We start from the raw sequence: 18,386 nt of genomic DNA, 5'->3' as shown, positions 1-18,386 counted from the left end.
TATATTTTTATTTTATAGATCCCTGTAAAACTCCACCTATAATACTCTTTTGCAAGAATAGGTAAATTATTAACACTGGAAGAATTGATAACATTAGCGCTGACATTGATAAACCGTAATCCGAAGTATAAGTACCATTGAAAGCGTATGTTGACAATTGCAGAGTTTTTTCATTTGGAGCTATTAATATTAATGATGGTAATAAGAAGTCATTCCATATCCATAACATATCTAAAGTAGTTATAGTCATAGTTATAGGCTTCATAATTGGGAATACAATTTGCCAAAAAGTTTGAAATCTTGTAGCACCATCTATCATAGCAGCCTCTTCTAACTCTACTGGTATACTTTTAATAAACCCATGATACATAAATACTGCTAAAGATATTCCAAAACCTAAATACATATAAATTAATGCCCATTTACTATTAAGCATTCCTATTGATCCATAAATCGATACTAAAGGTATCATTATTCCTTGGAATGGTATAATCATAGATAAAACCATTGCAAAAAATATGAATTTATTTAATTTCCAATCCTTTCTTACCAATATATAAGCGGTCATTGAAGAAAATATAATTATAATAAGCACGCTTAAAACAGTTATTATAAGTGTATTAAAAAATGCATGACCATAATTCATTTTTTGAAAAGCGTCAATGTAATTAGAAAATTTGAAAGTACTTGGTAATCCTAATGGATTAGCTATTACATCCTTTCTGGCTTTAAATGAATTTATTAACACAAAGACGAATGGCACTATATATACAAGTAGAAGACCTGATATAACTACATACTTTATAATATTTTCTATTAATTTCTTATTCTTCATTATGCTTCCACCTCCATCTTCTTAGTTGTATATACTTGAAATAATGATATTCCAGCAACAATTAAAAATAAAACAAATGCTTCTGCCTGTCCAACACCATATTGTTGTGATAAGAATGCCTTATTATAAACATGCATTGATATCATTTCAGTACTTTGATAAGGTCCACCCTTAGTAAGAGAAAGATTTACATCATAAACCATGAAGCTTCTTTGTAAGCTTAAAAATAAGCAAACTGTGAATGATGGAATCATCATAGGAAGTGTTACACTTATCATTTTTCTAAAACCATTTGCTCCATCTATACTCGCTGCTTCTAATATATCTTTAGGAACATTCATAAAACCTGCTACATATATAATCATTAGATATCCTGAATATTGCCAAACTGTTACAATAATTAAAGTCCAAAGTGCCTTATCAGGATCTGCAAGCCATGAACTTGAAAAAATTGGAATATTAAAATTATTACCTAAATAAACTAATATATTTGAAAATACAAATTGCCAAATAAATCCAAGTATAATTCCACCAATAAGATTTGGTGTAAAGAATCCTGCTCTATAGAAATTTTGACCTTTCATTCCAGTTGTTAATACATATGCTAGTAAAAATGCTATTACATTCATAAGTACTACAGCTGCAATTGCATACTTTAACGTTAACCATAATGAAGTCCAAAACACTCCATCTTTAAATACCTCACTATAATTTTGAAATCCAATAAAATCATGAGCATCTGATATACCATTCCAATTTGTAAAAGTTAAATAAATACCATATAGAAATGGTATTATCATAACTGTAAAAAATGCAAATGTACCTGGTCCTGCGTATATAAGATAAGTTCTTAATTTGCCTAAAAGACTCTTTTCGTTTGTCATATTCGTTCCTCCTCCTATAATAATATATTAGTCTTTATATTTAATAACGGATATTCGTAAATACGCCTATCCGTTATTATGTTTTATGCTATTTTTGTATGTTGTTATTTAACACTATTATTTAACATTTTTCCAATAATTTTGGATATCGCTAGCTAAAGCTGCTTTATCACTTTTACCATCAAGATATTTTTGCATTGAGCCTCCAAGTTGTGCCCAATGATCTCCTGGTAATGTTGTCATAGGTGCTATAGCCTTTTTATTTTCAACATATTGTTTTACTGATTTTCCAAGAGGATCAGTTATTTCTAGTTTTATATTTGAGAAAGCAGGAACTAAACTAGATTTATTAACTAAAAAGTCTTGACCTGCATCACTATATACCATCCATTCTAAGAATTTTTTTGCTGCTGCTTGTTGATCTGCATCATTATTTTTACTATCTACTCCGATAAACTTAGCTGGTCCTGCGTATATTTGTGAATTACCATAATCATCTGCATTGTTACTTACTGGAACTGGTATAAAACCGTATTGTCCATTAGCTTGATCAAATTCTTTAATTTGTGGCCATGCCCAGTTGCCCATAAACCAGAACGCTGCTTTACCTGTACCTAAATATTCAGGTGCTTTTTCATAAGTTCCAGCGAGTGGTGATGCTTTGTCAATATTATTTGCTTTTAAAACATCAAAAGTTGTCATTATTCCATTAAATAATGCATTACTAGCTAAATCAACTTTTCCAGCTTTTATATCTGCTGTAAATTTATCTGCTGATCCAGCATCTTTTGATTGATCCGTATATACCATTGGTAAGAAATGTGCTCCTAATGACCAATCCATTGGTGAAAGTACAATTGGCGCTACTCCTGCAGCTTGTATTTTTTGGAATGCTGCTTCTAAATCCTTAGTAGTTTTAATAGACGCTGGATCAACTGAAACTTTGTCTAATACTGCTTTATTGTATATTAATCCATATCCTTCAATAGATAGTGGGAATCCCATTACTTTTCCATCTGTCTTAGCTGCATCTAAAGATCCTGTTGATGCATCTTTAACCCATTTTTCAGATGAAAGATCTAGGAACTTATCGCTAAATTTCCCCATATCGTTAGGATCAAGCATACTTAAAGATGGTGCATTTCCAGATGCATACATTGAAGATACCTTTTGGAATGGTGATTCTCCTGCAGCAGCTTGAACAACATCTACTGTTATATTAGGATTTTCTTTTGTAAAAGCTTTTGCCGCATCTTCTAATTGAGTTGCGATTTCTCCTTTTGAGTTAAGAAATGTTATTTTAACAGCTTTCCCTGAAGACTCTTTACTACTAGTTGAATCTCCTGTTTTAGAACCACAACCAGCCAATAAAGAAACTGTTAATACGACTGTTGTTAAAATAGATAATAATTTTGTTTTTTTCATAACGTTACCCCCTATTTTTTTATAGGATATCCTCACTTGTTGCAAGACAACCTTTGATTTAACCCTTTTATACAAATAATTTACTCCTATCTAAATTTTACTTAAGAATGGATTAAACTATGAATATCATTACTAAAATCTGTTACTTGTTATTTAACTCTGAAAACATTTACTTTATGAATTTATTATATATGCATACTAAATATATGTCAATCGTTTAACATAAAATTTTTATAATATTTTTTCATAATATTTTTTTTAATCTTACACAGCAAAATCGTTATCTTTAATGTTAGAATAATTACAGTTCATTTTCTACTTTATCATTTTTTTGGGAATTATATTTATATTATTAGTATTATTTACAATTTTTGAATTTTTACACTCTCTATTTTTGTAGTTTTTTATAAAACATGTTGAATTTAAGTTCCATAGAATTGATAATATTAGAATCAGCACTAAATATATTAACAAGGCAAATTGGATACTTTTTTTATTTTTAATTATGTAAAATTACAATATTTGCAGATAAAATTTAACCATAAAAATGCTTATTAATATGTTAACACATGAAACTTTAACAGCTTTTATGTCAACATGTTGACATGTACGTTTTTTTCAGTTAATGTTACAGTAAATATAGTAATTGTTTTAATTGTGAAGGAAGTGATTTTTTGCCTAATATAAAAGATGTTGCGAGTCATGCTGGTGTATCAGTGACAACAGTATCTAGAACTATGAATAATAGAGGTTATATTTCTGAAGCTACAAGAAAGAAAGTATATGAATCTATGGAAATTTTAAATTATCATCCAAATGAAATGGCTAAGAGTTTATATACAAAAAAATCTAATTTAATTGGCTTAATATTACCCGATGTTAGTATGCCCTTTTACGCTGAGGAAACAAAATATATAGAAGAAGCATTATATATGAATGGTTATAAGCTTTTATTATGTAATGCAAGCAATAATAGTGTTCGTGAAAAAGAATATATAGCTATGTTACAAAGAAATCAAGTTGATGGGATAATAATCGGTAGTCATACTTTAAAATTAGAAGAGTATATGAAAGTAAAACTCCCAATAGTTGCTTTAGACAGATATCTTGGAAAAGATATCCCCGTTATATCAGCTGATCATATGCAGGGGGGGTACTTAGCTGCCAATGAATTAATACGCTGTGGTTGTAAAAATGTTCTTCAATTCGTAGGAAATAGCCAAGTAAAAACACCTGCTAATGAAAGAAACTTTGCATTTTCTGAAGCAATGAAAAAGAATAATATTAACTGTACGAACATAGAATTTCCAGTAAATTTTTTTCCATTTGAAAATTATCTACCTTTTATAACCAAGTCATTGGATAATAACCCCAATATTGATGGTATTTTTGCTGTTGATACTATTGCACTTGCAGTAATAAAAGAATTGGTATCGCGAAAGCTCAAAATACCTGACGATATAAAAATTATAGGGTATGATGGCATTGCACTAGGTAGTATTTCAACTCCGACTCTTACTACAATTAAACAGCCTATAAGAGACATTTCAAACTCAGCTGTATCAACTCTTTTGTATCTGATTAGCAATCATAATACTATGATACCTAATGATATAAAATTACCTCTAATGATATGTCAAGGCCAAACCACATAAATATCATAGGATATTTTGTAATTGTAAAATCTAAAAAATGTCACAATTTACATTTGCAAACTGTGACACTTTTTTATTCTAAATATATATTAAATGACACTTTAGGACTTAGGCATATGAAAGAAAATAACAAGTCCAAAATGCGATGTATATTTTGCGTCACACGAGGAAGTATGTTTACCTCATAGAGGGCTATTATGTGAACATACTGACGAAGTATGACACGAAATAGACTAGCATATTGACTTGTTATTTTTTTGATTTTGCTTATACCAAATATTGAATAAAGATTGTAGCGAGTCCTAGGAAAAAGAAAAATCCTAAAACATCAGTAAATGTTGTTACGAATATTGATGATGCTAATGCTGGATCAATCTTTAATCTTTTAAGAACTATAGGAACAACAAATCCTGTAACAGTTGCAACTATCATATTCAAAATCATTGCAACTCCAATTATTATTCCAAATGCAATATTCCTCTCCCAAATGAATCCTAATATTGCTATTACTGTACCAATAACTGTTCCTGTAATTATTCCAATACAAAATTCCTTTACTAATACACGTTTAATATTTTTATAACTTATTTCCCCTAGTGCCAATCCTCTTACAATTATAGTTAATGTTTGCGTTCCTGCATTTCCACCCATACCTGAAACTATAGACATAAATGTTGCAAGAGAAACAACTTTTTCAATAGTTACTTCAAACATCCCTACAATAGCTGATGCAAAAATAGCTGTTAAAAGATTTATGAGTAACCAAGGCAATCTATACTTTACAGAATCTCTCAACGTACCATTAATCTTTTCTTCAGCAGCAACACCACCAAGACGATTAATATCCTCTGTTCCCTCATCTCTTATAATTTGCATAGCATCATCTACTGTTATAATTCCAAGTAATCTATTGGAATTATCTACTACAGGCATGCTTAAAAAACCATACTTTACAAATTTATTACCAACTTGCTCTTGATCCATATCAAATGGAATGGTTGAGACTTCTGTATTAATTATACTTGAAATCTTTGTATCAAAATCATTAACAACAATATCTTTTAGAGAAATAGATCCTTTTAATCTATCAAAAGTATCTATTACATAAAGGTCATAAATATTTTCACTATCATCTTTATTTTGTTGCAAATATTTCAATGTCTCTTTAATCGTCATATTTTCTCTAACCGAAATAAATTCACTAGCCATAATACCAGCTGCAGTATCTGGAGCATAACTTAATAATTGACGAACATTTCTCGCATCACGGGCTGTCATTTTTGATAATAACTTATTTGATTCTTCTTCATCTAGTATGCCTAAAAGATCAGCTAACTCATCTGATGACATTTCTTCTACTATATTTTTTTGCTTATTATCTTCAAACTTAATCAGTATTTCATATTTTTCTTTATCTTCTGCCTCATCTATAATGGTTGCGATTGTTTTTTCTGGTAATCTATTTAGTATATCGAAGCTATCCTCTGGATTTTCTCGTAATATATCAAGAATATCGACTGGATGAATATTTTCCATATACTTATGAATGCTTCCTTGTGGAGCATGGAGTAAAAATTTTCTTAGTTCTTCTTTATTCATATTTATTTTCATATATGCTTCCTCCTTTTTATAGGGAAGTCTTCATTAATTTCTACATATGATATAAATAATTTTTACCCAGCTATCTTTAAAAATTATGGATAAATTACTTTTTATTATATGTGGCACAAATAAATTCCGTCTCGCCCTCTTCACTATCTTCAGTTTTCATTTTAGAGTTTCTACTCGGATACGAGTCCATTTGTACCACCACCTTTTTTTAATAAAAAAATCTATGCTATAGTATTGTATGTTTATTCTCAACATTATGTAAAGATTTTAAACATTATACTTTCCTAATGAATTAAAAAAGACCTTTTGCTCTACGCAAAAAGTCTATAATAACTTTAATTATTCGTAGAGCTTTAGCACTATAAAGCGTAGATATTTCTATCAGCTACATTAAAAAACACCTTTGCGATGATTTTTGTTAACCCATTGGAATCTCTGGATTTTTCTGGGTAGCAGCATATTTCTTTATAGGAGCCTCACCTAACAATATATATGATTTTAGTCTAAACTTAATGATATACATTTTTATTTCGCACTTATTATATCACACAGATTAACTAATTGTAACTTATCTAAAAATTAATTTTTTGTAATAAATTAAAATGCCCTTTTATTATAATCCTAAAACACTCTTAACTTCCTTAACATGTGATCTACTTACCGGTATCTCGTTATTTTCATTATCATCAATAATTAATTTATAAGTTCCATTAAACCATGAATAAACTTCTTTAACTTTTTCAAGATTAACTATATAACTTCTATGACATCTACAAAAATTTGTTTTTTCTGATAACTCTTGTAATGTTTTTGTTGTACAATAAATATCTTTTTCAGTCTTAACATAATTTTTTTCTCCTTCAGAATAACAGAAAGAAATTTTATTAATATCAATAAGGATTATTCTACCATTATTTTCGCATGGAATCTTTTTTACAGTTTGTTTGTTATCTAATTTATATAATATATCAGTAATTTGATTTTCATTTCTGCTAATGATAGTACTAACTACACAATTTAGTGACTCTGCTATTCGCTTCTCATCATATGGTTTTAATATATAGTCATAAATTTTAAGTTCAAAAGCTTTTATTGCATAACTATCATATGCTGTTAGAAAAATTAAAATTGTATCTGGTAATATACTTTTTATTTCTTCTGCTAATTCTATACCATTTTTCCCAGGAATATTAATATCAATTAAGACAACTTCTGGCGCCTCATTTTCTATTAATATAGCTGCACTTATACCATCATATGCTTGTCCTACAACTTTAAATCTATTATCCTTTGATATTATGTATTTTAATTCATCGCTAGAAATTTTTTCATCCTCAACTATTACTACTTTAATCTCATCTAGTGATTTCAATTTAATTCCCCCTACCAATTAATTATTTTTTACACAAAAGCTAACACTACTTCCACTATTCGAACTCACTATATTTAAAGCATACCTTTCCCCATATAGTAATTTAAGTCTATTATTAACATTTTTAAGTCCAATTCCCGTAGATATGGATTCATCTGCATTTTCAAATCCTACTCCATTATCACTAATTTCAACATGAACTTCATCTTCATTGTCTCTTACTGAAATTGTTACTATTCCGCCATCAATTTTTTTTAATATACCATGTTTAATTGAATTTTCAACAATTGGTTGAAGTATAAGTATTGGAAACTTTACACCTAGCAAATTATCATCTATTAAAAATTCAACTTGTAATCTATCGGAAAATCTAGCTTGTTCAATTGCCACATATGCTTTTATAAGTGTTAATTCTTTTTCTAATGTAGAAAAATCTCCTTCTATTTCTAATGTTGCTCTAAAATAATTGGAAAGATTTAATATGAGATCTTTTGCCTTTTCTCCATCTGTTCTGCAATATGCACCTATAACGTTAAGGGAATTAAATAAGAAATGTGGTTCTATTTGCGCTTTTAGCGCTTTTAATTCTGCTATTTTATTTTCTTCCTTTAATTTAACCAAATTAACTTGTCCATCAACTAGCCTCTTTGAACTTCCAATTACCATAACTATTAAAAATACCCCTATGGAATTTATACTTATCATAGATAATGCTATTGTTTTTTCAAGGTCTATTGCAGCATTTATATCTTTTGTGAATATTAAAATAATGATCATTTGAGTTATTTCTGCTACTACTGCTGCGAGTCCTGCAATTATTGGATTTAAACCTCTTTTCTTAAATAATATTCTAAAATACCCTCCTATTATGCCTTCTGCAACTGTTGATAAGGCGCAAGCTAAGGCTGTAAATCCCCCTAATGTATATCTATGTACTCCACTTATACCTCCAACTATTAATCCAATAACAGGTCCACCTAAGTATCCTGCTACTATTGCTCCAATTGGTCTATTATTAGCTATTGATTGGTCTGTTATGTAGATTCCAAAATAAGTCCCCAAAATAGAAAGCGTTGAAAATAACACAATCATTATTATTTTGTCTTTCTTGTTATATTCATCCTTTACTAAATATTTCATAATATTAGTTTGTAATATTATATATGTAAATATTATTATAAGTGACATTCTTTCTAGCATATTTATCATTAACATATTATCACCAACCTCAAGACCATTATAATACTTTCTAATAAAATCTCAAATTGTAATTGATTTAGATTAAAATCAAATGCAAATCACCCTAATATTTTGTTAATTTATCCTTAAAATATGTTATTTCGCCTATAAATCATAGTCATTATTCTCTTCTACATGATACATTATACATGAATAAAGTAAACATTTACAATAAAAGGGGGATTAAATTATGAATTCTATTTTTTTAGTAATTGCAGGTATATTAATTTTAACGATTGGCTACAGATTGTATGGTGCTTTTATTGCTGCTAAGGTTCTAGTTTTAGATGAAACCCGAAAAGTTCCTTCTGAAGTATACAATGATGGAAAAGATTTTGTACCAACTAACAAATTGGTGTTACTCGGTCACCACTTTGCAGCTATTGCAGGTGCTGGTCCTCTTATTGGTCCAGTTTTAGCTGCTCAATTTGGTTATCTTCCTGGAGCACTTTGGATATTAATAGGCTCTGTATTAGCTGGTGCTGTACATGACATGGTAATGTTATTTGCATCAGTAAGATTCAAGGGTGAATCTATAGCTGAAATTGCAGGCCATTGTTTAGGCAAGAAAGTTGGCTTAATAACTTCAATTTCTGTTACGTTTATACTTATAATTACAATGGCAGGCCTTGGCTTACCTATTGTTAATTCACTTTATAATAGTCCTTGGGGAACTTTCACAGTAGGTGCCACTATTCCAATAGCATTTTTTATAGGTATTTATTTAAAATTTATTAGACCTGGTAAAATTGGTGAAGGAACTGTACTAGGAATGGGGTTAATATTACTTGCAGTTGTATTCGGTCCTAAAATTCAAGGCACAGCACTTGGAAATTTCTTAACTCTTGACATAAAGCAATTATCTGTAATCTTAGTTATATACGGTTTTTGTGCTGCTGCATTACCTGTTTGGTTATTATTATTACCTCGTGATTATTTAAGTACTTATATGAAACTTGGTGTAATTGGTGCTTTATGTATTGGTATAGTAATACTTCAACCAAAATTACAAATGCCAGCAATAACAGAATTTGTTCATGGTGGTGGACCAATTGTTAATGGTAAAGTATTTCCATTCTTATTTATAACAATAGCTTGTGGTGCATTATCTGGCTTTCACTCATTAATAAGCACTGGTACTACACCAAAGTTAATAGCAAATGAAAAAGATATTTTACCAATAGGCTATGGCTCTATGTTACTTGAAGCATTTATATCTTTAATGGCACTAATCGCAGCTTGTTCATTACCTACAGCAGATTATTTTGCAATTAATTCTGCACCAGCAGTTTTTGCTAAAATGGGCTTGTCCCCAGTAGATTTACCATGGCTTGAATCACTTGTTGGTGAAACATTATCTGGTAGAACTGGTGGTTCAGTTTCATTAGCTGTTGGTATGACATATGTATTCCATAACATTCCTGGTATAGATAAAATAATGTCTTACTGGTATCACTTCTGTATAATGTTTGAAGCTCTATTCATATTAACAACTATAGATTCTGGCACAAGAATTGGAAGATATTTAATGCAAGATCTTTTTGGAACAATATATAAACCTTTTAAAGAAAAAAACAAATTTAATCTTGTATTCTTTAGTGCTTTAATGTCAGTTACTTGGGGATCATTACTTTATAGTGGTAACATTTCAACAATTTGGCCACTATTTGGTGTAGCTAATCAATCCTTAGCAGCTATAGCATTTGCAATTGGTACATCAGTTCTTCTAGAATTGAATAAAAAGAAATATGTTGCTATAACAATAATACCTATGGCATTCATTGCAATAACTACAACTGTTGCTTCATTTGAAAATATATTTAATAATTATATCCCAAATGGGAAAACTGCTTTAACTGTATTGTCCTTTATTATAATGGCTATGTTAGCTGTACTATTATATGAATGTATTAGATCTTGGAAAAAGAATTGGAATAAAACTTTTAGTGGTGAACTAGATGATTACATTGAAGATTCCATTAAAGATGCTATATAACAATTTCAGATAAATGAACAAAACCATTTAAAATCTTAGGATCTTAAATGGTTTTGTTCTCTTCTAATATTCTATATATGTTAACTCCATAATTTTATTTTAATCTATTATCTTTGGTAAAAAATGTTCTATATCCAAGGGTTACAAACAAAACAGTAGCTAAGCCTGTACTACCTAAAATAGCAAGCATTATACCAATCTGATATTTAATTGCAGTTAGTGGAAATGTTCCAGAAAGGATTTGTCCCGTCATCATTCCTGGAAGTGATACAATTCCCATAGTTAACATGTTATTCATAGTTGGCAAAATAGCACTATCAAAAGCGTTGTTAACAATTTCTCTAGTCGCAACTACAGGGCTTGCTCCTAGCATCAAAGAATTTTCAATTTCAACTCTTTTATCCTCAATGTCACTACATAATTTATTCGCACCTAGTGCAATACCTGTCATACTATTTCCAATAATCATTCCTGAAATAGGAATAAAATATTGTGGATTAAACCATGGTCTTACCTGCAAGACTACAATAATAAAAAATACAGCTGTAGCCAGAGCACCGCATATCATGGAAAAAGCAATTATTCCTTTAAGCTCCTTTGACATTGTAGCTTTTACTCTCTCAACAGAATTATAAATTGCAAATGTAATCATAATTGTAATCATCAAAGAAGTAAGCCACCAACTTGGATTATCAAAAACAAACATTAATACATAACCCATTAAAGTAAGCTGCACCGTCATTCTTGTAGATGCTATTAATATTTGCTTTTCTCGCCTAATCCCTCTTGACTTAAAGATAACTAAAAGCAATAAAACAAAAATATATGCTATAGACAGTTGGAAAACTGAAAGATTCATTACTGCATCATTCATAATATGCCTCCATAACGCTCTTCTGTTACTATCTCATATTTCTCCATATTATATGCTTCCATAACTTTACCATTTTCAATTCTTATAATTGAGTCTGAAAATTTTTCTGCAATTAGTTCTGAATGAGTAATCATAACTAATTGCTTATGATTTCCCAAAACAAATCTTGATAAATTGTCTATAATAAATTGTTCAGTTTCTTTATCTAGTGCCGCTGATGGCTCATCTAAGAGATATGTTTCTGCGTCCATTAGCATAACTCTAGCAAGGCATAAACGTTGCTTCTCGCCACCTGAAAGCTTGCCACAACTATCACTTAAAGACTTATTCAATTCTACCCTTTCAAGACTTTCTTTCATTGCTGAAATAGATGCGGGTAGCCTCTTTGAAAAATATAACCCTATTTGCAAATTATCCTCTACTGACCCACTATAAATCACTGGAGTTTGTCCCAACATAACCACTTGACGACGTAATTTTAGAGTGTCCATTTTTGAAATATCATTGCCATTATAGATAATAGTTCCATTGTCAGGCACATTTAGCTTATTCAACATACGTAATAATGTTGTTTTCCCACTACCAGAAGGACCAACAATACATGTTATTGGTTTATTAATACCTAAAAATTTAATATCTAAAATATTCTTAAATTTAAGATAATTTACTTCAAACATGGACTCACTCACTTTCTTTATTCTTTAATCATTCTTCTATTTTAAAAGTTTATTATTTACAAAACAAATAATCATCTATGATGTAAATAATTATTTTTTATTTGGTTCTTTATAAGTTACTCCTTTTGTATCAACAGTAATTGATTTTATAACTACATCTTCCTTTGGCTTATCATTTGAAGTTTTTACATTTTCGATTTTTTCTAATACATCTAATCCTGATATTACTTTACCAAATGCAGCATAATCTCCATCAAGATGTGCTGCTTCCTTTGTTACTATAAAGAATTGACTTCCAGCACTATTAGGATCTTCTCCTAATCTTGCCATTGAAAGGACTCCTTTTGCATGCTTTAAGCTATTGGCAAATCCATTTGAAGTAAATTCACCTTCAATTGAATATCCTGGTCCACCACTTCCATCACCCTTTGGATCTCCGCCTTGGATCATAAAGTTTTTAATTATTCTATGAAATTTTAGGTTATTATAAAAATCTTTATTAGCTAAATCAATAAAATTATTAACTGTATTTGGAGCAATTTCTGGATATAATTCAGCTTCAATGACTCCATATCCATCTACTGTTATAGTAGCCACTGGCAAATGTTCACTTTCCTTTGTTAACTCTGTATCACTGCTCTCACTTTTTACAACAGATGCATCTGCCTCTTCTTTATTATTAACTTTAGTCACTCCACATCCAACTAGCACTAGTGAACTCATTAATACTGTTATTACTATTAACTTTAGATACTTATTTATATTTCTTATGTTCATATTCTTTCCACCTTATATGTATATTTTAATAACTTCAGTATACCATAATCTTTTATATTACTAATAGAGCTTAATTCAAAATCAATTTTAAATTAAGCTATGTATAATATCTTCCTAAAGTCTATATTTTATACATTACAAAATGTTAATTATATTACCTTTATTTAACATCTGTACACTCTGATTATATATATATTTATTCAACCTACATCAGTTAACACTTTTTTAAACTAAACATTACTAATTAGGCTATAAATTTCATATATGAGACTTTATTTTATATATAAATAAATTATTTTATATTTTTTTAAATTAATCTTGTAAAACGTATTCATAAGTTGTTATAATTATATTAGAAATTTTTTATTACCTTTTTGAAACTTTCGATATAAAAATTATTTCTAAAGTTTCATATTAATTAACTTCTAATCAGTTTTATTCAGTGTTAATAAAAGGAGTGACTACATATGTTTAAAAAAATGTTATCCAAGTCTAAAAAAAATATATCAAGTTTATCTAGAAATAATTTATTTACTAAAAAGTCTTTTTTTAACTTCCAAAACAATAAATTCACAAATAAATTATCACAATTTATTGAAAATGAATCAATTGAAAGAAAAATATCTAAATCTTTTAAAGTTATAATAGCATTAATGGCTATCGCTATGATTTGCTCAATGATATCCATATTCTCTATGGCTTCAAGAACCAATAAACTGTATACTTCCCCATACACCGTTTCAAGCACTGTAGCTAGTATAAAATATAATTTAAAAGATTTAGATGATAATCTTTATAAGGCTATCTCAGCAAGTGAAACCACAAAGAAAAATTATAGTATAGATCTTTCAAATGAAGCAACTGAGAACTTAAAAAAGAATATTGAAACATTAAATGAAATATTTACTGGAGATGCTGCCTTAGTGAAATCTCTTTCAGAAAATGTTGAAATCTTAGAACCTATTAGGCAAGACGCTTGCAATTTAATCAAGGATGGTAAGAAAGATAGAGCCCTTAAACTTATTGAAGGTTCATATGCACTACAACTGGAGCTTAGCCAAAATACTATTTTAAATATATCTAATGAGTCTGACACAGAAGCTAAAAACTTTGTAAATAGTTCAAATATATATAGAAATTTAAGTGTATTTGCTATTTTTATTTTTATTTTAGTAATAATATTTATTGCAAATTTGGTTGGAAAATTATTGAGACAAACCTTACTTGAAGGAATTAATAACATTAAAAATATATCTAAAAACTTATTAGAAGGAAATTTAAAAATAAACTCTACTTATACTTTTAATGATGAAATGGGTGAAATGTCTAATGACTTAATTAAATCCCTAGAAATGTTAACTTCTTATATAAATGATATTACAAGTACTTTAGAGAGATTATCAAATTCAGATTTAAATATCGATTTAGACAATTCAATATGTTATAAGGGCGACTTCCTACCTATTCAAGAATCAATGAATAAAATTGTTTGCAGTTTAAATAATACATTTTATGATATGCGTGAATCAATTGATTTTACTGCTAGCAGTTCAGAACAATTAGCTGCAACTACTCAAATGCTTTCAGAAGGATCTACAGAACAAGCAGAAGCTGTAGAAGATTTGTTATTAAGTTTTACTACAGTATTAAAACAAGTTGAAATGAATACAGATAATGCCTATGAAGCTAATGCCTTTTCATATAAGACGAAAAATATCGTTACTGATGGAAGTAGTAAAATGAGTTCTTTAATGAATTCTATGAAAGAAATAACTACATCTTCTAAACAAATTGCTGAAATTGTAAATACAATAGAGGACATAGCAGCGCAAACAAATCTTTTAGCATTGAATGCTGCCATAGAAGCCGCTAGAGCTGGAGATGCTGGAAAAGGTTTTGCTGTTGTAGCTGAGGAAGTAAAAAGACTTGCTGCTCAATCTTCTGATGCAGTTAAAAATACCACAAAAATAATTGATACTTCTTTACGTGCAGTAATTGATGGTGAGACATTAGCAAAAGAAACTGCTTATGCATTGACTATAATCGTTAAGAATGTAGATGATACTGCCAATTTAGTAAAACAAATAGCTACAGACTCTAAAGAACAAGCAAATGCAATAGAAAAAATGACAGCTAGAGTTAATAAAATATCCGATGTGGTTCAAACAAATTCAGCTACGGCTGAAGAAACTGCTGCATCTACCCAAGAATTAGCTTCTCAATCACAATTAATTAGTGATAAGCTTTCAATTTATAAATTGAAAATTCAGCTAATATAATAGAGAGGATAATCCCTTACTTAGATTAATTTTTGTAATTCAATCTAAGTAACAGATTATCCTCTCTAAATTGTATTAATTTTATATCCTATGAATTATTTTACATACATTTATATAAATTATTCTATATTCTCCTTAGGTTCTGAGAAATAATATCCTTGCGAATAATCTATATTCAAATCTTTTATTTTATTATATATTTCTTCTTCAGATACAAACTCTGCAATGGTTTCTATTCCTAATTCCTTTGCAAATAAAACTATAGTCTTAGTAACCATTTCTGCTGATTTATCTTTATGTATATTTTTTATTATTGATCCATCTATCTTTATATAGTCTACATCTAACTTCATAAGATAATTAAAATTTGAATATCCTGTTCCAAAATCATCAATAGCAATTTTAGCACCATATTTCTTTATTTCTTGTATAAACTCTGTAACTTCGTTGAAGTTTTCAATCCCTTCTGATTCTACTATCTCAAATACAACTTTTTTAGGATTTTTAGCTTTTTTTAGTTTTTGTATAATTAATGCTCTAATTTCACTACTTATTATATCTTGAAGAAGAAGATTTATAGATATTTCATAATCTGTATTATCTAAAACTTCAAAAGTTTTCTCTAACATTATTATTGTTAATTCTTTATATAATCCAGCCTTTTTAGAAATATCTAAGAAAAAATAAGGTGATATAATTTCTCCATTTTCATCTATCATTCTTATTAAAGCTTCACACTTTTCAACTGTTCCTAAACGGTTATTAACTATTGGCTGAAAGAATGGTACAATCCTATTTTCTGCTATAGCATCTTTAATCTTTTTAGTCCATATTATATTTTTTTTAATTCCTTCATATATATCTAGCTCTTCTTTATATATTTGAAATAATTTTTTATTCTTTTTAGCATAATGTAATGCCATCTCAGCTCTTTCAAATAATGATTCTTTCCCTAATGCAATTGCCATTGTTACTGTTATATAAATTTTACCGTCCTTATAAAAGAAACATTGATTATTTATTACATTTTGTAAAAATCTTATTTTTTCTATAAATTCTTCTTTTAGTCCAACGTTATCTACTACAGCAAATATATCTGAATTCACTCTATAAGAATTAAAATTATTTTTGTCACAATATAAACTAATTAATTTAGAAAGAGCTTTTAATACTACATCTCCTACTGTATTTCCATAAAAATCATTTATATCATTAAATGACTTTATATCAATAATTACAAGTTTATCGTATTTTCCTTGTGATAAATCTAAAATTAATTTATTTCTATTTTCTAAATTTGTTAAATTGTCTGTATAATATTGTTTTTCTAATTCTTCTGTTTTTTCTTTAATTTTTTCTTCAAGCTTTAAATTCAATTGATTTAACTCTTCTCCTGTAGTTTTTATAAGATTATATAATGTTGAATCTTCATCACTGTAATATTGGCATTTATCGTTAAGTTCTGTATCTATTTTAATTCTTGCATTCATATCTTCTGAAAGTACTAGTATTGTCATTGTTTCTGCATAAAGCATATTTTCATTATTAACATTATTAAATTCACCATAAGTATAAAATCCACTTACTGAGGAATTACCACTAATTGGTGCTATTTCTTTAGTTGCCATTTCCTTAAGAAAATTTTTTCTTGAATCACAAGAATATATGAATAAACTCTCGCCTGGACATTTTTTCATTTTGTCATAAACATCTCTTGATCCTTTTAAAATTTCACTTAAATCACCATAACCAATCCTTATTTTTTCCCCTATGTCTATTTTGGATGAAATAGTTATTTCTTCATCGTTTATAAATTTTAAGACTGGTCTACCAACATACCTATTATTCTTTTTTATCATCAAAGGAAATTTAGCTCCAATACGCTCAATTGGCTCATTATTATTTGTGACTATATATTTACTATAAAATTCTTGTGCTGGTATATTATCTATGCTTTTAATTACCTTTCCCTCTGCCTCTGTTATTTCATGTTCTCTACCTATAGGTATCCAATTAAAGCTACTTTCATTATTTACGTATAAATCCTTACTTTCTAAAGCAACCGCAACTACTGCATCTTTTTCCACGCCATTTTCAGTAAAAACATATATTTCATCTATAGACTTGCTCTTGCCTGCAAGTCCCCCCGATACCACAACTTTATTATTTATAGAGTTTATTCCGTTTAAAAAGTCTTGTCCATCAATGCTTGCGTCAGCAAAAGATATTATAGCTTTAGTATCTAGAGAAATTAATTGACGTGCTACTTCTACACCTTTATTAAAATCTGACATTTTATCTTTAATTAAAATAGTTTTAATCGTTGTTTTTGCAAATACACTTATAGAAATTAAACATTCATTTTCAAAAATTTTACCATTAAGTATTTCTCCTGCAGATGTAGAACCAATTATTTTACATTGTGGAATTAATGATATTAAATTTTTTATTACTTCTTCAATAAACTCTTTTTTTCCTATTCCTGAAAATACTTGTACTAATATATTATTATATTTTATTATGTAATTATTACTTATATATTTACTTAAAGTGTCGTAATCCTTATATTTAACGTTATACGTTTTCATAATTCACCTCAATACTTAGTATGTTTCATATGTATACTCAACTATTTCACTCTTATTCAATTATATCATTTTTTCACTCTCTAATCACTGTATTTCTGCATACTTTAGCAATATTTTCATATTAAATTTTATTAATTTGGTAAATAATATCTTTATATACAAATATAAAAATTC

13 protein-coding genes and 1 riboswitch are annotated in these 18,386 nt (G+C 28.5%); of the genes, 3 read left to right on the top strand and 10 right to left on the bottom strand.

Annotated elements, in window-relative coordinates; translation table 11 throughout:
• Nucleotides 1–7: 7 nt before the first annotated feature.
• The 3 genes from psyc5s11_RS04440 to psyc5s11_RS04430 form a co-directional block, all read right to left on the bottom strand.
• The gene (locus psyc5s11_RS04440) at nucleotides 8–835 is read right to left on the bottom strand and encodes a carbohydrate ABC transporter permease (protein WP_224036429.1); all 828 of its coding nucleotides are present in this window, start codon (nucleotides 833–835) and stop codon (nucleotides 8–10) included.
• Nucleotides 835–1,719 carry a carbohydrate ABC transporter permease gene (locus psyc5s11_RS04435; RefSeq protein ID WP_224036428.1) on the bottom strand — a complete coding sequence of 295 codons (885 nt, stop codon included), beginning with the start codon at nucleotides 1,717–1,719 and terminating at the stop codon, nucleotides 835–837. The genes psyc5s11_RS04440 and psyc5s11_RS04435 overlap by 1 nt, the downstream gene beginning before the upstream one ends.
• A gap of 117 nt (nucleotides 1,720–1,836) precedes the next feature.
• Nucleotides 1,837–3,144, bottom strand: coding sequence for an ABC transporter substrate-binding protein (locus tag psyc5s11_RS04430; protein WP_224036427.1), 1,308 nt, complete (start codon nucleotides 3,142–3,144; stop codon nucleotides 1,837–1,839).
• 674 nt (nucleotides 3,145–3,818) lie between these two features.
• Between psyc5s11_RS04430 and psyc5s11_RS04425 the strand changes: the two genes are divergently transcribed.
• Nucleotides 3,819–4,799: a LacI family DNA-binding transcriptional regulator gene (locus psyc5s11_RS04425; RefSeq protein ID WP_224036426.1), complete on the top strand. Its 981-nt coding sequence runs from the start codon at nucleotides 3,819–3,821 to the stop codon at nucleotides 4,797–4,799.
• A gap of 267 nt (nucleotides 4,800–5,066) precedes the next feature.
• On the opposite strand, the gene mgtE is transcribed toward psyc5s11_RS04425, so the two are convergent.
• The 3 genes from mgtE to psyc5s11_RS04410 form a co-directional block, all read right to left on the bottom strand.
• Nucleotides 5,067–6,410, bottom strand: a complete 1,344-nt coding sequence (gene mgtE / locus psyc5s11_RS04420; RefSeq protein WP_224036425.1) for a magnesium transporter — start codon at nucleotides 6,408–6,410, stop codon at nucleotides 5,067–5,069.
• Nucleotides 6,411–6,741: 331 nt separating this feature from the next.
• A riboswitch (M-box (ykoK) riboswitch) is annotated at nucleotides 6,742–6,905 on the bottom strand.
• Between the two features lie 118 nt (nucleotides 6,906–7,023).
• Nucleotides 7,024–7,782 (bottom strand): LytR/AlgR family response regulator transcription factor, encoded by a 759-nt coding sequence (locus psyc5s11_RS04415; RefSeq protein ID WP_224036424.1) that lies wholly within the window; start codon nucleotides 7,780–7,782, stop codon nucleotides 7,024–7,026.
• A gap of 18 nt (nucleotides 7,783–7,800) precedes the next feature.
• Complete coding sequence (locus tag psyc5s11_RS04410) at nucleotides 7,801–8,997, bottom strand: LytS/YhcK type 5TM receptor domain-containing protein (protein ID WP_224036423.1); 1,197 nt, start codon at nucleotides 8,995–8,997, stop codon at nucleotides 7,801–7,803.
• Between the two features lie 214 nt (nucleotides 8,998–9,211).
• On the opposite strand from psyc5s11_RS04410, the gene psyc5s11_RS04405 reads away from it, so the two are divergent.
• Nucleotides 9,212–11,017, top strand: a complete 1,806-nt coding sequence (locus tag psyc5s11_RS04405) for a carbon starvation CstA family protein (protein ID WP_224036422.1) — start codon at nucleotides 9,212–9,214, stop codon at nucleotides 11,015–11,017.
• A gap of 94 nt (nucleotides 11,018–11,111) precedes the next feature.
• Here the strand turns inward: psyc5s11_RS04405 and psyc5s11_RS04400 are convergent, their stop codons facing one another.
• The 3 genes from psyc5s11_RS04400 to psyc5s11_RS04390 form a co-directional block, all read right to left on the bottom strand.
• Entirely contained in the window at nucleotides 11,112–11,891 is a 780-nt protein-coding gene (locus psyc5s11_RS04400) for an ABC transporter permease (protein WP_224036421.1), read from the bottom strand.
• Nucleotides 11,888–12,568, bottom strand: a complete 681-nt coding sequence (locus psyc5s11_RS04395) for an ATP-binding cassette domain-containing protein (RefSeq protein WP_224036420.1) — start codon at nucleotides 12,566–12,568, stop codon at nucleotides 11,888–11,890. The genes psyc5s11_RS04400 and psyc5s11_RS04395 overlap by 4 nt, the downstream gene beginning before the upstream one ends.
• A gap of 90 nt (nucleotides 12,569–12,658) precedes the next feature.
• On the bottom strand, nucleotides 12,659–13,345 hold the full coding sequence (locus tag psyc5s11_RS04390; RefSeq protein WP_224036419.1) for a peptidylprolyl isomerase: 687 nt from the start codon (nucleotides 13,343–13,345) through the stop codon (nucleotides 12,659–12,661).
• A 467-nt stretch (nucleotides 13,346–13,812) separates the two neighbouring features.
• Here psyc5s11_RS04390 and psyc5s11_RS04385 point away from each other — a divergent pair, with 467 nt between their 5' ends.
• Nucleotides 13,813–15,624, top strand: a complete 1,812-nt coding sequence (locus tag psyc5s11_RS04385) for a methyl-accepting chemotaxis protein (RefSeq protein WP_224036418.1) — start codon at nucleotides 13,813–13,815, stop codon at nucleotides 15,622–15,624.
• 119 nt (nucleotides 15,625–15,743) lie between these two features.
• Here the strand turns inward: psyc5s11_RS04385 and psyc5s11_RS04380 are convergent, their stop codons facing one another.
• A complete protein-coding gene (locus tag psyc5s11_RS04380; RefSeq protein ID WP_224036417.1) occupies nucleotides 15,744–18,212 on the bottom strand; it encodes a bifunctional diguanylate cyclase/phosphodiesterase in 2,469 nt (822 codons plus the stop codon).
• Nucleotides 18,213–18,386 lie beyond the last annotated feature (174 nt).

Source organism: Clostridium gelidum (assembly GCF_019977655.1).
GTDB classification, from domain to species: domain Bacteria; phylum Bacillota; class Clostridia; order Clostridiales; family Clostridiaceae; genus Clostridium; species Clostridium gelidum.
Note: the sequence above shows the minus strand (reverse complement) of the source record. Positions and strands in the feature narration are given on the sequence as shown.